This window comes from Litoribacillus peritrichatus, from assembly GCF_039537985.1.
Lineage (GTDB): Bacteria > Pseudomonadota > Gammaproteobacteria > Pseudomonadales > Litoribrevibacteraceae > Litoribacillus > Litoribacillus peritrichatus.
Genome location: NZ_BAABBN010000004.1, coordinates 1,505,935 through 1,520,235, shown reverse-complemented (window position 1 = coordinate 1,520,235; position 14,301 = coordinate 1,505,935). Strand labels below are relative to the sequence as shown.

Genomic DNA, 14,301 nt, shown 5'->3' with positions numbered 1-14,301 from the left:
TTTATGAAACAGTCTAAAAACCTTCGTAAGAGCCAGCTTAAGCTCCATAACCAGCTGCTTTGGTGGAGTGCAGCCTTTGTTGCAATTTGGGTGATTTCCGGGATTTGCCATCCTTTAATGTCCTGGTTTGGACCAAAGCAGGTGGCGTTTAAGCCGCCTGTATTTGAGAGCGAAAGCCTGAGTTCTCAGTCATTGGAAGCTATCTCAAATATCATTGTTAAAACAGAAAATTCGCAATGGATGCATGGTAAGGAATTAAGGGTTGCTAAGGTGGTACCGTCGGCCAATGCCCCTTTGCTTCAATTAACTATCACGGGTGAAAATGCTCCAGAGACGAACCCGATTCGTCAGTATTTCGATTTGGACACTCAGCAGAGAGTGGATTTGCAAGATGAAGCCCAGGCGCGTTGGTTGGCAAGTCATTACACAGGGCGATCTCAAGGTGACATTGTCAACATAGAGAAGAAGACGGAGTTTGATGAAGGTTACCCATGGGTAAATCGGTTATTACCTGTGTATGTGGTTACGTTTCAGGGTGATGACAAGTTAACAGCTTATGTCCATACCGAAACTATGGCGTTAGCGAGTTTGACCAATGAAACCAAATCATTCATTCAATGGGTATTTCAGGTCTTACACACGTTCAATATCTTTGATGCTCAAGACAATCTGAGAGTTGCGGGTGTTTTTCTGGCGATGTTGTGTCTGACGGGTATGTCAATCAGTGGCTTGTTTCTTATTATGCTGATTAAATCACGCAAAATTAAGCAGGGTGAACGACGTTGGCATAGGCGTTTGTCTTATGTGGTGGTCGTGCCGCTGTTTGCCTGGTCGGTCACAGGTGCATACCACTTGGTTCAAATGGCTTATGTTGAATCGGCAGCAGGAATGCGTCTGGCAAAGCCCCTTGAAGTTGATTCAGCTTTGTTAGATCAAGTTCCAGACTCGCAAGGTTTTAATGACTCACTGTCTGGATTACCGATTAATGCCATTTCGTTGGTGCAGTTAGATTCAGAAACTCTGAAATATCGAGTGTCCGTTGCGAATCAGCTTCCTGAGCAAGGAATGAATGATCAGCAAAAGCTTGAGAAGAAATACCAGGGGCGTTCCACTGAGTATACTTCATTATATTTTGATGTGGGTTCGCAAATGAAAGTTGGTGATAGAGGCGAAGATCGGAGACGAGCGGTGGAGCTTGCTCTTCAATTTTCGGGTGAAACATCTGACTCAGTCATTTCAGTCGACCGGGTAACGCATTTTGGACCGGACTATGATTTCAGAAATAAACGTCTGCCGGTATGGAAAATCGCGTTAGGTAATGAAGATAAATCGGTGTTATTTATCGATCCAACGACCGGCATTTTGGTTGATCAGACACACTGGTTAGATCGACCGGAGCGGTGGGCTTTTTCGACACTTCATAAGTGGAATTTCTTAATTCCGGTGATGGGGCGATTCAACCGGGATGTGTTGGTTGTAACCGTGTCTGTCATGACTCTGTGTTTAACCTTCATGGGCGTTTTAATGGCATTGAAACGCAGAAGCCGACTTCGGGAAAAAGAAACCAGCAAAGGGCTTGCAGTCAGTTAGCATTTAGATAGGACTGCTCGATTTTACGGATCGAGCCGTCCGACAATCGCTCGTAGATCGCTTCAAGGTCAGCATGGTTATCATTTGCTCATGCGTTGTAACTTCATCCAGAGAAAGGTTGGGTTTGAAACCATCGAACGCCTGACCGAAGCTGACGCCGCTTGGAATGAGCCCTTTAGTTGGATGAACAAAATGTAAGCATGAGAGACATGGAAGTGCATTAATATCCACTCTGGTGGTCTTAGTAATTTAGATACTCTTAATTATAGGTAATAAATATAGGTGATTTTTCGAAAGATGGCATTTCGTCAATGGCGTGGATGAAACAGGCCGTCGGTGATGTTACCGGCAAGCTGTTTGTTTTTTGAGCATCTTTGCTTGTTTATAAGACACGCAAGCATTTTGAAATTCCCGAAACATCAAGATAGAAAAAGGATTTTCTAGAAACTGCCATTCGGGGTGCCATTGTACAGCCAAAGCAAAAGGGTGGCTGATGACACTGATTGCTTCAACCAATCCATCTTCTGCCAACGCTTCAATTTTTAAATGATCGCCCAGCGTATTGATTCCTTGACCGTGGACGCTGTTGACCGTCAGTTGTTGATTGGAACTGTTAAATAGAGTGCTGGCATTTAATATTTCATGATGCTGTTTTACGATTGAACTAAGAATACCGCCTTGTTGAATGATCACTGAATGAGAAGGGCCATATTGAACATCCATAGGTTGACTTCTGTCTTCTCTGTGATCGTTTAATCCGGGTTGCTCATGCACCTTTTGATGAAGTGTCCCGCCCAGTGCAACGTTCATTTCTTGAATACCTCGGCATATCCCGAGAATAGGTACACCCAAGTCAATGGCTTTGGGAATGACGGACAAGTTAAAGGCGTCCCGAGAGGGATCTTTCAGGCCGTTAACATCTTGATCTGCCTGTTGGTAATACTCTGGGTTGAGGTTAGAGTATGCTCCGGTGATTAATAAGCCATCTAACTGGTTTAATAATGTTGACTGCTCGTGTACTGCCGGGATAATTACCGGAATCCCTTTTACACCTTGAGTGATGGCATTAATGTATCGCTCGCCCGCTGAGTAGTACGAGTGGGACGTTTGGATTACATGGTCGGATGTGATGCCAATCAAAGGCGGTTGATCCATTCGCTGCTCCTTTAAATGGGCTTAGCTATTATGAGAATAGCCTGTTATTAAAACGCTTGAATATTACTGTAGCTTTAAATGTTTTGATCGTTGTCTTGTTTCCGATGGAAGCTCGCCAAATAATTGTTTGTAGTCTTTTGAAAATTGGCTTAGATGCCAGAACCCCCATTGTGAGGCAATGTCTGATATGGGCAGAGTCTGAGATGAATGGTAGAGAACTCGCCTGACACCGTTTAATCGATTCATTCTTAAAAACTGAAGAGGGCTGATGCCCATGATGGATTCAAAACTGTATTGAAGCGTTCTTCGGCTGACATTCGCAATTTCACATAAATCAGTGATGGTCAGTGGTTCTTCGATGTTTTGTGCAATGTGTGTTTTTACTGTATCTACGACTTGCTTCCTGTGGCCGTAACTGGGTGTCATAGACTGATTAGGCACTTCTTTTTGGAGTACCTCCAATAACGCCATCATCAAAATGTCTTTTTTCAAACGTTCCGGTGTTTGTTCAGATGATAAAGACAGTAAACGGTTTAATACAAAACGAATGGAGGTGAGTGTTGATTCAGGCACATCGAACCTTCCGTGGTCGGTTAACTCAGTCCAATTTAATTCGATACACTGTATGTTTGCCATGGTTTGTAGCTGCGCCTGACCAACAACGATGCCAAAGATATTGAAGTTTTCCGGGGTCACGAGTTCGAATTCACAATTGCCCGGTCTGCTCATAATCGTGTTTTCATTAACAGGCAGGCCATTAATGCGGCTTTCCTGTTCAGAGAACTCGGGAATGCCTAACCAAATACTATTCGGCCAAACCTTACAAGATTGGTTTAGTGCTTTACTGGTCTGTTCTTTAAACACTTGTAAGTCTTTTAAAGCAAGTTCCCTGATGCTGCCATAAAACCCACCGGCGCTGGTTTGATCATATTCTTGCTGCCAGTCGGTTAAGTTATGTGCGTGTTCGTCGGCGTCGTTTGCCTCAAATGTTTTAATTTTGCACTTATTTGGTGCGATTGAAGTCTTGTGCTGACTTAATATCATCCTTCGGTACTGCCTTTTGTCATAGACTTTAGGTTATGAATCTTGACTAAATGGTTGTTCAATAAAGATTTTTCCGATTTGCCAATATTCGATAACTTGTAAGTTTTTTAATTGTTACCTTAGTAACGAGCAAAAGCTGTTCCTAAACTAGAATTTATTCAGCATGACTTACGGATTTAATAAACTCGTGTTCAACTGTCAAAGTCAGAAGGGAATTGGCTGCGAAGAGACTTAAGGAATTCGATGTATGAATGCCACTTACAAATACAAATATCAGTTAGGTCAAAAAGTTTACGGTTTCAAAAACCTGGCTGAGCTGATGGCAAAGGCCACACCGGCGCGTTCGGGTGATCGGTTAGCGGGTGTGATTGCTGAAACTGCGGAAGAAAGAGCGGTTGCCCAATTAACCTTGGCTGAGCTGCCACTTAAGGCATTTCTAAATGAAGCGCTCGTACCTTACGAGGTTGATGAAGTTACTCGGTTGATAATGGACGAGCACTGCAACGATGCTTTTCAGGCCATTTCGCATTTAACCGTAGGGGATTTCAGAAACTGGCTGCTAAGTGACGAAGCTTCCACCGCTGAACTGATTCGGTTGAGACCTGGCATTACTCCGGAAATGGCAGCTGCTGTCAGTAAACTGATGCGAAATCAGGATTTAATGCTGGTGGCTAAGAAATGTGAGGTTACGACGGCATTTCGAAATACCATCGGCCTGAAAGGTCGGTTTTCAACCCGACTGCAACCTAATCACCCAACCGATGATGTGACAGGAATCGCCGCGAGTATTCTGGATGGCCTTCTTTACGGCAATGGTGATGCAGTGATTGGTATTAACCCGGCAACAGACAATGTGACTCAATCCATAAAATTAATGAAGTTGATGGATGAGGTAATTCAAAAATACCAGATACCCACTCAATCGTGCGTGTTGACTCATGTAACCAATACCATTGAGGCCATCAATAAAGGCGCGCCGGTGGACCTCGTGTTTCAGTCCATCGGGGGGACAGAAGCCACCAACCACAGTTTTGGTTTTAGCCTTGATACTTTGGCTGAGGCTGAAGACGCAGCTTTATCGCTTAATCGAGGAACCGTTGGAAGTAATGTGATGTACTTCGAAACGGGACAGGGAAGCGCACTTTCTGCCAATGCGCATCATGGACTGGACCAGCAAACGTGCGAAACACGGGCATACGCCATTGCACGTAAATTTAATCCGTTATTAGTCAATACCGTGGTTGGTTTTATCGGTCCTGAGTATCTCTATGATGGTAAAGAGATTACCCGTGCCGGTTTGGAAGATCACTTCTGTGGTAAGTTGCTGGGACTGCCAATGGGCTGCGATGTTTGTTACACCAATCACGCAGAGGCAGATCAGAATGATATGGATAATTTGTTAACTCTGTTAGGTGTGGCGGGCTGTACTTTTATTATGGGGATTCCAGGCTCAGACGATATCATGTTGAACTACCAAACCACGTCGTTCCACGATGCTTTGTATTTAAGACGAGCGCTGGATTTAAAACCTGCACCTGAATTTGAACGTTGGTTGGCAGAGATGGCGATCTTTAATGAAGTGGACAGTTTTACATTAAATTCTGCAGTGCCGAATTCCTTTCGAAAACCATTGTTAAATGTTGTCGGAGGGAGCAACCATGACTAATTCGTCCTCATCCAAAATCAAACTGATATCTGATGCTCAAAAGGCAAAGCAACTGAGTACTGGTGTGGTTGAAAATCCGTGGGATCAATTGAGGGCGTTCACCGATGCTCGTATTGGTTTAGGTCGGGCTGGCGTGAGCATTCCTACGCAACATTTACTCAAATTTCAATTGGCTCATGCTCAAGCTCAAGATGCGGTACACCTGCCTTTGTCCGTTGAGCAACTTCAAATGGAGCTCGACCAAATGAGTTTGCCTCAGTCTCTAGCAACGCCGTTGATCTTGCAAAGCCAAGCCATTGACCGTGCTACCTACCTGCAAAGGCCTGATTTGGGACGGCGATTAAATAATGATTCAGTGAGCGCTTTGGAAGCCGTAAAAAAGCGTATGAAAAAAGGTGAACAAGGACGTTATGACTTAGCCATAGTGGTGGTAGACGGGCTTTCATCCCTTGCCGTTCAAGTGAATGCTGCTCCTTTTATTGACAAGTTGAATGCAGTGCTGGACAGCGATACTGGCTCAAAATGGCGTATAGCACCATTAACGGTAGTGAAACAAGGACGAGTGGCTGTCGGTGATGAGGTTGGGGAGTTGCTGGGTGCTAACGTCGTACTTGTTATGGTCGGAGAACGACCTGGTCTGAGTTCTCCTGATAGCCTGGGGTTGTATTTAACCTGGGCTCCAAAAGTTGGCTTGACTGACGCCTATCGAAACTGCATTTCAAACGTGAGAGAAGCCGGACTTCCTCATGATCATGCGGCCCATAAATTAATGTATTTATTACAAGAATCAAAACGTCGAAAACTGACAGGCGTTCAGTTAAAAGAGCGTTCCGAAGAAACAAGCATTGAAGCAAGTCATGATGGCGGAAACTTCTTAACCAGTTGATTTGACGCCCGGTTAAAAACTCATTTCTAAATTTTTATATTTTGTTTACTAACTAACGAAAGGTGTATCTATGTCTACAAAAACATTGGATCAGGATTATCTTGCCAAAAGGCAGTTGAAAAAGGGCAGTGCGGGCTGGCTATTATTGGCGGGTCTTGGGGTTTCGTATGTGATCTCTGGAGATTTTGCGGGATGGAATTTTGGGATTGCTGAGGCCGGCTGGGGTGGTTTTGCTATCGCCGCAGGTTTGATGGCATTAATGTACTTTACATTAGTACTCTCGTTGGCTGAGATGTCGGCGGCAATTCCTGCTTCAGGTGGTGGTTATAGTTTTGCCCGTCAAGTGATGGGGCCGGCCGGAGGCTATCTGACAGGGTTGGCGATTTTAATTGAGTATGCGCTGGCTCCGGCTGCCATTGTGATATTCATTGGTTCTGCTGTGGAAGAACTTCTCGGTATAAACGGCCCCATGGTCTATGCCGCTTTTTACGCGGTGTTTATTATTGTTCACCTATTAGGCGCTGGTGAGGCTTTGAAGGTGATGATGGTAATTACTGCTCTTGCGATATTTGCCATCATTGCGACAGCGGTGTCTTTATGGGGTAACTTTGATGCCTCAAATCTATTCGATATTGCAGTGACAGATGCTGCCGGAGCGTCTGAAATAATGCCGTTTGGTTGGTACGGCGTCTGGGCTGCTTTGCCGTTTGCTATGTGGTTATTTCTTGCTGTAGAAGGCGTTCCTTTGGCGGCAGAAGAGGCTAAAGACCCTGGAAAAGATGTTCCAAAAGGCATTATTGGCGCCATGGTTTTCTTACTGGTGACGGCACTATTGGTGGTGTTTTTGCTGGCCGGTTCAGCTGGTGCAGAAGTAATTGGTAAGAGTGCGGTTCCATTGGTTGATGCATTGAAACTGAGCGGAAATGAAAGTCTGGCTACGATTGTAAATGTACTGGGGCTGGCGGGATTGATTGCGTCTTTCTTCTCCATCATTTATGGCTACAGCCGTTTGGTGTTTGCTTTGTCTCGTGGCGGTTATTTGCCTAAGTTCTTATCTCTGACCAGTAAGCGTAAAGCCCCAACCTGGGCGTTGATCATTCCTGGTGTATTTGGTTTTATCGCATCACTAAGCGGTGAAGGGGATTTAATGTTGGCTATGGCCGTTGTGGGTGCAACCATTTCATACGCGCTGATGGCTCTGAGTCACATTTTATTGAGAATCAAACAACCAGGTATGCCTCGCCCGTATAAAACCCCGGGTGGAGTGGTTACTTCTGGTATTGCTTTAATTCTATCGGTAGTCGCACTGACGGGTGTGTATGCGTTTGACCCTAGAGCTTTTAACTACACGATTGTTCTGTATGTTGTGGGTGCGCTTTATTATTTCTTCTATAGCAAGAACCACTTGGTGGCAAAGTCTGCACAAGAAGAGTTTGAAATGCTGGCGGCGGCTGAAAGTGATTTGTACTCAGCCGGAGACGAAAATGAAGGGCAAGCGGCTACCGGTACGGCTAAAGTCATTGCTGGCTAGAGTTTGAACTTTTATCAACTTTTTATATGAACTTCAGCAGCGCGTTTGCGCTGCTTTTTTATAAAGAAAAAAATTGATTGCTATTCTCTCACTCGTTCCAGAACAGACTGAATCTCTGCCTGTCTTGCTCCTAACCCTGCTTGTTCTACTTTTTGGTCAAGAGAGCTTTCTCCAATTGCCTTCTCAATTGAATTTAATGCGTTGGTAGTATCATCTAAATGCTGTTGTTTCTGTTGGATTCTCTGTAGAGATATTTTTAAATCAGATAAATTTGTTTCAAGTGCACTCGTCTGCGGGCCGACTTGGGATGAAGCAGATTGAGCATATGCATTGGCTTTAGCGATGCCCAACTCCCTTCGGAAAGTCAGCACTTGTTGTGCCGATTGCTGAATCTTTTGTGAGAGCGCTTGTTCTCGGCTGGTTAAATTCTTGATGGCTGTCCATTGCGCGCTTTTTTCGTGTTCTTTGTTGAGAATGTCTTCTGCCAGTTCATTGGCTAATGGCTCATCATTAATTTTTAACGCCTTGGCTGTCTGTGATTCTCTCGATTTGATTTGTTCGCTGAGCTGCTGGCTGGCACGCTCTAGCTGTACTCGTTCCGCCATGATATAGGCAAGTTTTTGTTTTGACTGCATGATGGCTTGTTCAGCATCCAAAATTTCCTGCTCAAAAATACGAATGGCATTGGCGTCAATCACGGATTCGGCATTTTCCCTTGCTGAACCTCTTATGGCCGTATAGATTTTTCTCATTGTATTCATTTTTACCACTCCTGATATCGCTCTCAAATGGGCAATTTATGTGTCGGTGCTTAATTCATATGTTTGCTTAGCTGTCTGAATATTCTTTAATAATCTGCTGTGTTTTGGCCTCAGATAATTTATTAATCAGTCTTTGGCTTTCGTGGTTATCTCTCAGTGTCTTCGACATGGTAATCGTCGAGCTCACTACGAATAAGGCAGAGATGGCGAGATAGCCTTTGACCATCAGGTCGGCAGGAAGGATTACGATGCCAGCTGCCATCGCTATTAAAGAAATGGCAAAAGAGACTTTCACGAAAAATAACCAGCTTTGACTGTTACTTTGTACTTCATCAATCATCATGACGTTTTCCTTTACTTTTTTCGGGCGGTTGTTTTTTAGTTGATGTGCAGAATGTAGTTTTTGACTGTTGTGGAAACAATTCTGCTCTTGCAAGGCGCTTATTGAAGCACTTTGAGTATTGGCTTTTGATACTGCGATGAGGTTCTGATCTTTCGTGTTGCTGCAACGAACGAAGTGCAAATATGAGAGAGTAGGAATATAGTTGGTGGCTTGGAATCTGAATTCATGGACTTGAGTGGTAACTGTAAATATGACTGGTATTCAATCAACAGACCTACCCGATATCGCTTTATCAAAGCCATACCAAGAGAAGGGCGGTTATACGGATTGCTTTTACATTGATGTGCCTCGTAACGTGACATTTGAGCAATACATAGAGGCCTTTTATACCACTCGGCTTTTTAAGGCAGAGCGGCACCTTCTTTCCTGGTTTGCTCGTAGACCTTCAACGGATGAGGAAGCAAGAGAACTTGCAGTTGCCACCAGAGATCAATTTGCGGCTTGGTCTGTGGAAGGTCGAGCAGCCAATCAGATCTTGATGTGTGACTATATGTCGAAGACACGTTCTTGGTTAATGACGGAGGATCTGAGTAACGATACCGAAACTAAAACTCGCCTATACTTTGGGTCTGTTGTTGTACCAAGCGGAAGCAGTGGAAAAGAAGCTTCATTCGGATTCTTTTTTCACGCCTTATCTGGTTTTCACTTGGTTTATAGCAAGGCCCTGTTGAAATCTGCCTATAGATCCCTTGCTGCAGGAGATTAATTTTTGTTAAGGATTCTCTGTTGCTGTCGATAAGTTATGCATACTTTTAGGTTTTATGTGTTCTTTGGATAAATGGCAGTAAAAGGGATTTTCTTTGCTAATTATCAACACCAACATTGCCTCGCTCAGAGCTCAACGTCTGTTAGATGAAACTGAGCGTGGGATTTCCGTGGTCTATCAACGCTTATCTTCCGGGTTAAGAATTAACAGTGCAAAAGACAATGCTGCTGGCTTAACCATGTCTGTCAGGTTTGAAGCTGGCATTCGGGAAAAAACCCAAAGTATCAAAAATGCGAGTGATGGCATTTCGTTACTTCAAACGATGGATGGAGGACTTGAGTCCATCACCAGCGACGTTAAAAGAATTCGTGATTTGGCCATTCAGGCCAATAACGGGACGTTAAATGATATAGACCGGCTTGCTTTGCAAGCTGAGGTTTACGAGTTAATCAATAATATTGATCAAGTTGCCCGAAATACATCATTCAATGGGATCGGTTTATTGAATGACAACACACAGCTGGTTACGGCCGAAGTTGATGGCCCTAAAGTTGTATCTTTGATTGATGATGAAGATCAGTTAGCTGTGATGCAAGGATTAACAGAAGGGTGGCTTGAGTCTTCCGAAGCTTTGATACGACAATATTATGGCCTTGAGGGTAACGATCAAAACCTTACAATTAAATTAGCCACTGCAGGAGACCCGGACAGTGACGGCGCAGGGGGAACAGCGGCTTTTGTTCGTGCACTGTATGGTGCAACAGGGCCTGCAGTGAGTGGTTCCGTAGAGTTAGTGGTGGATATGGCGGATTTTACCCCACCAAATTTACCGAATGGAGGCTCAGCGCCGATTTATAATGACCGGATTATTGCCCATGAGATGGTGCATGCGGTGATGGCTGTCAGTACTAACTTTGCGACCATCAATACCTGGTTTAAAGAGGGCGCAGCCGAATTTATTCATGGAGCTGATGAAAGAATATCAATTGATTTAGCTGCGGCGGGCAGTAGCACCGCCTTGGTACAGCAGGCATTTACTGCGCCAGGAACACCAGAAGCATGGGGTGGTTCGAGTGCGGAGTACTCTTCAGCTACGATAGCAACCCGGTATTTACATGATGCTATACGAGCCGCAGGAGGGAATGGCATCATTGATGTAATGTCGGAATTGGAAACAGACCCGTCTTCGATAACGATGGATCAAGCTATCACCAACGTAGCAACAAACTTAGGTGGCTTATCCGCTTATGTTTCAGGTGCTGGGTTTACAGGCGGTGCATTTACCGATGAGGCGACTTTTCTGGCAGCCTATAGAGCCTCCGGTGCAGATTATCTTGATGAGCGGATTAACTTGGCTAATACCGATACAGGTTCTATTCAAGGCTCAGATGTGAGCCCTGCAAATGAGACCATTTCTGCTGAGGACGCAGTTCTTGACCCCTTGGCTTACAATAGTGACCCTCTTGAGAAATGGGAAGAAGACTGGCCATCCGATTTTATAGTTGAGTCGAGTGAAGTACCTGAAGACGCATCCGACTTCGAAGACTTAGCATTCAGGCATATCCGGATTCAGTTTGGTGCCAGCTCAAATGACTCTATCGAAATTCCTTTGTTTGGTGCCACTTCAGAAGCGTTGGGAATCAGTGATGTGGATATTTCAGAAGATGCTGAAGGCGCAATAACGTTGATGGATTCAGCTTTGGAAAGGCTTTCTTTAACTAGAGCCTTTGTTGGGGCCGCATTTAGTCGATTGGAATCTATTATTGATAACTTGATGATTCAACGTGAAGCGTTAAGTTCTGCATTATCAAGAATTCAGGATGCTGATTATGCGGCTGAAGCCGCTGAGCTGGCAAGACTGGAGGTACTGAGGCAGGCTGGGTTAAGCGTTTTGGTGCAGGCCAATAGCCGCCCTCAGCAGGTGCTGCAATTGTTACAGTAGCTATGGAGTTGCAGCAGACAGCTCTCTTAATCTAGAAATGCTTCATATGTTCTCTGCACGTCTATACTGAAGTTAGCGCTTTCCTTGTCCCTTACTTTAAATCGAGTAGAAGTCTTGGTTTGGTTATGAAAATGAAACTTACTCAATCTGATTATCAGGCTTGGTTGATTCGACACTTTGTCGCGGTTTTCTGTTTGATATTGTGTTCTTTAGTCAACGCAAAAGAACTTATTGTTGGGGTTAGTGAGACGGACTATAAGCCGTTTTACTATGAAGAGGCCGGAGAATTTAAGGGGGCCGCAGCAGAAATTGCTCATCATGTGGCCAAACAGTTGGGCCATCATTTAACGTTTAAACGTTTTCCTTGGAAACGGGTGCAATATAATTTGGCAATTGGCCGGATTGACATGGTGATTCTGTACTTTAAAACCGAAGAACGTGCAAAAGATGTTTGGTATGTCGATATTCCTCACATTTATGAATCCAGCTCCTTGGTTGTTTCAAACTCAAGCGACATAGAGTTTTCTGGGCAACTGTTGGAGCTATCAAAAAGAAGTTTCGGAAACGTCTCAGGCTATTGGCATGGTAAGAATTACAGTGAAAATACTCAGCTTTTGAAACAAGAATACAGCTCAACGACTGCATTACTGGAAGCTCTGCACCGTGGAAAAGTCGATATAGGTGTTGGCAATAAACCTGTAATGACGGCTCTTGCTACCTCAATGGGAATAGTGAATGAAATTAAATTTTTAGAACCAAAAATTGATTACGCACCGGATTATATTGCTTTCTCAAAAGTAAAAAGCGGGTCATTACCACTGGCAAATGCGTTTTCCCGTAAGTTAAAAGCCTTTATGAAAACAGATGCTTATCGGGACATTCTTCATCAATATGGGTTTGAGTTGCCTGAGAATTAAAAATGTTAACTGACAAGCGTTGAATTTCGCGAAACGAGTCTTGTATTATTTTTGGTTAACTAAGAATGACGTCAGAGATTGTAGGATGCAGAAGTCGATTTTCATCACTTTGTTGCTTTTTTCCTGTGTTTCAATGGGGGACAACAAAACTAATTTAATTCCGTTGGACGATGAAGAGCTGAATACCTTTGATGCTCAAGTTTCTTCCCCTATAGAACTTCAGGAAGGGATAGACCAGCATGGATCAGCAAAAGTATTATCACAAGTTGACTCCACTAACAGTAGTGCCACTCAGGCTGCAAACATTGTAGAACATAAATTGATTATGCAGTCTCATGTAGAGCCGCCAAGTGCGCCGCCTTCTTCAATATTAACAAGATTTGTTCAGTAAACACTATTGTATATATATGAGTTCATGCCCCTGGCTATAATGGAATGGGGCATGAATCACTTTTATCGTTTATTGACTTCTGCTAGTGACCGTAGATAGTCAGAGAAGTGCCTGAAATGTCCAGGTTCTCCATGTGAACATGGCCAAATGAACTGCTTACCAAGTTAGATAAGTTGCCTGTTGCAACCGAGTTTCCGATCGATAAATCAAGGTCCATATCCACATTAAAACTATTAATGTCTAAAAGTAACGCATCAGATACCGCGAAGTGAGTCGCTGTACCTGCAATATCAGATGGATTAGCTAAAGAATAAGCAGTGTCCACAGTATCTACCACTACATCGAAATAAGCCATTCCTCCTTGGGCAACACCTGCAGCGCCTAGAGCGCCTTTGTTCGCATCTTGATAGATTCGAAGGTTGGATATACCCACTCCAAGTATAGGGACATCAATACTACCGTCATCAATTGCAAAGAAACCGGCCGCATTAATGAAACCGCTGGTGTCACCCGCACCGTCGTTAGAGACAATGATAGCGACAGGGCCAAGAACGCCGGAAATTGACATATCACCAATAAGGTTGGTATTCACTGTGCCGTCAGCACTTCGAAGTTGCAAACCAGCAACGCCAGATGCCGAGTCACCCAGTGTTAAACCGAAGTCCACTTCGCTGGTTCCTTGTAAGAAACCAATGAAATCCTGGGTTCCTATTAAGATCTCAAGGTCACCGCTTTCATTTACATCAATATCAATCTTGATGTCGTCCAAAAATGTATTGCTTGCTCCTGGTGTTTTGTCTCCAACATTAGCTCCGCCAAAGCGGATAGCACCAAAGGCTATTTGGCCTCCGTCTTTAAGGACTGGATTACCAAGCGCATCAAGCGCAACATGGGCTGTGTCTGTGTAAACAGCTTCATCGATTAACACTCGAGTGGATAGGTCTATAGAAATACCAGACCCGTTTTCAATGATATTTGTAGGCAGCGGAGCAGGGCCTGCGGCTGTATCGGTATAAACCACTTCATCAATCAATACTCTTGCCTTTAAGTCTATTGATACACCGGATTGACCGGTCATGTCAGACAAAAAGTCGTCGTTTAGAGTTTCCATTGCGAATGACTGTGCGGATGACGACATAATGGCAGCCGCCAAGGCTAGTTTATGAAAGCGCTTCATAGCTTCAATATCCATTTGAGTTAGTTGTATTTATTGTTGTTAAGTACTCTTATGCATAACAATCTTGAGAGTATTGTATATATTATGCAACTTTATGTTTTATTAATAGGTTTGGCGTGCCTAAACAGGTGG

Annotated in this window: 13 protein-coding genes; 8 read left to right on the top strand and 5 right to left on the bottom strand. The window is 44.0% G+C overall.

What is annotated here, in order from left to right; genetic code table 11:
* The first annotated feature begins 3 nt into the window (after positions 1-3).
* Positions 4-1,590, top strand: a complete 1,587-nt coding sequence (locus ABD744_RS08110; RefSeq protein WP_344797274.1) for a PepSY domain-containing protein — start codon at positions 4-6, stop codon at positions 1,588-1,590.
* A gap of 342 nt (positions 1,591-1,932) precedes the next feature.
* On the opposite strand, the gene ABD744_RS08105 is transcribed toward ABD744_RS08110, so the two are convergent.
* Positions 1,933-2,745, bottom strand: coding sequence for a gamma-glutamyl-gamma-aminobutyrate hydrolase family protein (locus ABD744_RS08105; protein ID WP_344797272.1), 813 nt, complete (start codon positions 2,743-2,745; stop codon positions 1,933-1,935).
* Between the two features lie 63 nt (positions 2,746-2,808).
* Positions 2,809-3,789 (bottom strand): helix-turn-helix domain-containing protein, encoded by a 981-nt coding sequence (locus ABD744_RS08100; RefSeq protein ID WP_344797270.1) that lies wholly within the window; start codon positions 3,787-3,789, stop codon positions 2,809-2,811.
* 247 nt (positions 3,790-4,036) lie between these two features.
* Between ABD744_RS08100 and ABD744_RS08095 the strand changes: the two genes are divergently transcribed.
* The 3 genes from ABD744_RS08095 to eat all read left to right on the top strand — a co-directional run bounded on the left by ABD744_RS08095 (position 4,037) and on the right by eat (position 7,872).
* Positions 4,037-5,455: an ethanolamine ammonia-lyase subunit EutB gene (locus ABD744_RS08095; protein WP_344797268.1), complete on the top strand. Its 1,419-nt coding sequence runs from the start codon at positions 4,037-4,039 to the stop codon at positions 5,453-5,455.
* Entirely contained in the window at positions 5,448-6,341 is an 894-nt protein-coding gene (gene eutC / locus ABD744_RS08090; RefSeq protein ID WP_344797266.1) for an ethanolamine ammonia-lyase subunit EutC, read from the top strand. Before ABD744_RS08095 ends, eutC begins: the two co-directional genes overlap by 8 nt.
* A 70-nt stretch (positions 6,342-6,411) precedes the next feature.
* The gene (gene eat, locus ABD744_RS08085) at positions 6,412-7,872 is read left to right on the top strand and encodes an ethanolamine permease (RefSeq protein WP_344797264.1); all 1,461 of its coding nucleotides are present in this window, start codon (positions 6,412-6,414) and stop codon (positions 7,870-7,872) included.
* An 80-nt stretch (positions 7,873-7,952) separates the two neighbouring features.
* On the opposite strand, the gene ABD744_RS08080 is transcribed toward eat, so the two are convergent.
* Together ABD744_RS08080 and ABD744_RS08075 are read right to left on the bottom strand one after the other, a co-directional pair.
* Positions 7,953-8,633, bottom strand: a complete 681-nt coding sequence (locus ABD744_RS08080; protein WP_344797262.1) for a PspA/IM30 family protein — start codon at positions 8,631-8,633, stop codon at positions 7,953-7,955.
* A gap of 67 nt (positions 8,634-8,700) precedes the next feature.
* Complete coding sequence (locus ABD744_RS08075) at positions 8,701-8,976, bottom strand: YiaA/YiaB family inner membrane protein (RefSeq protein ID WP_344797260.1); 276 nt, start codon at positions 8,974-8,976, stop codon at positions 8,701-8,703.
* A gap of 250 nt (positions 8,977-9,226) precedes the next feature.
* Between ABD744_RS08075 and ABD744_RS08070 the strand changes: the two genes are divergently transcribed.
* The 4 genes from ABD744_RS08070 to ABD744_RS08055 all read left to right on the top strand — a co-directional run bounded on the left by ABD744_RS08070 (position 9,227) and on the right by ABD744_RS08055 (position 12,992).
* On the top strand, positions 9,227-9,742 hold the full coding sequence (locus ABD744_RS08070; protein WP_344797258.1) for a hypothetical protein: 516 nt from the start codon (positions 9,227-9,229) through the stop codon (positions 9,740-9,742).
* A gap of 94 nt (positions 9,743-9,836) precedes the next feature.
* The gene (locus ABD744_RS08065) at positions 9,837-11,684 is read left to right on the top strand and encodes a flagellinolysin (protein WP_344797256.1); all 1,848 of its coding nucleotides are present in this window, start codon (positions 9,837-9,839) and stop codon (positions 11,682-11,684) included.
* 131 nt (positions 11,685-11,815) lie between these two features.
* Positions 11,816-12,601 (top strand): substrate-binding periplasmic protein, encoded by a 786-nt coding sequence (locus tag ABD744_RS08060; protein WP_344797254.1) that lies wholly within the window; start codon positions 11,816-11,818, stop codon positions 12,599-12,601.
* Between the two features lie 85 nt (positions 12,602-12,686).
* Positions 12,687-12,992: a hypothetical protein gene (locus tag ABD744_RS08055; protein WP_344797252.1), complete on the top strand. Its 306-nt coding sequence runs from the start codon at positions 12,687-12,689 to the stop codon at positions 12,990-12,992.
* Between the two features lie 82 nt (positions 12,993-13,074).
* Here the strand turns inward: ABD744_RS08055 and ABD744_RS08050 are convergent, their stop codons facing one another.
* A complete protein-coding gene (locus tag ABD744_RS08050) occupies positions 13,075-14,169 on the bottom strand; it encodes a DUF6160 family protein (protein WP_344797250.1) in 1,095 nt (364 codons plus the stop codon).
* Between the last annotated feature and the right edge of the window lie 132 nt (positions 14,170-14,301).

Excerpts from the sequence above, each read along its gene's own strand:
- ABD744_RS08060 (WP_344797254.1), top strand. The coding sequence starts at position 11,816 with ATGAAACTTACTCAATCTGATTATCAGGCTTGGTTGATTCGACACTTT.
- ABD744_RS08075 (WP_344797260.1), bottom strand. The coding sequence starts at position 8,976 with ATGATGATTGATGAAGTACAAAGTAACAGTCAAAGCTGGTTATTTTTC.
- ABD744_RS08095 (WP_344797268.1), top strand. The coding sequence starts at position 4,037 with ATGAATGCCACTTACAAATACAAATATCAGTTAGGTCAAAAAGTTTAC.
- ABD744_RS08105 (WP_344797272.1), bottom strand. The coding sequence starts at position 2,745 with ATGGATCAACCGCCTTTGATTGGCATCACATCCGACCATGTAATCCAA.
- ABD744_RS08055 (WP_344797252.1), top strand. The coding sequence starts at position 12,687 with ATGCAGAAGTCGATTTTCATCACTTTGTTGCTTTTTTCCTGTGTTTCA.
- eat (WP_344797264.1), top strand. The coding sequence starts at position 6,412 with ATGTCTACAAAAACATTGGATCAGGATTATCTTGCCAAAAGGCAGTTG.
- ABD744_RS08050 (WP_344797250.1), bottom strand. The coding sequence starts at position 14,169 with ATGAAGCGCTTTCATAAACTAGCCTTGGCGGCTGCCATTATGTCGTCA.
- eutC (WP_344797266.1), top strand. The coding sequence starts at position 5,448 with ATGACTAATTCGTCCTCATCCAAAATCAAACTGATATCTGATGCTCAA.
- ABD744_RS08070 (WP_344797258.1), top strand. The coding sequence starts at position 9,227 with ATGACTGGTATTCAATCAACAGACCTACCCGATATCGCTTTATCAAAG.
- ABD744_RS08080 (WP_344797262.1), bottom strand. The coding sequence starts at position 8,633 with ATGAATACAATGAGAAAAATCTATACGGCCATAAGAGGTTCAGCAAGG.
- ABD744_RS08100 (WP_344797270.1), bottom strand. The coding sequence starts at position 3,789 with ATGATATTAAGTCAGCACAAGACTTCAATCGCACCAAATAAGTGCAAA.
- ABD744_RS08110 (WP_344797274.1), top strand. The coding sequence starts at position 4 with ATGAAACAGTCTAAAAACCTTCGTAAGAGCCAGCTTAAGCTCCATAAC.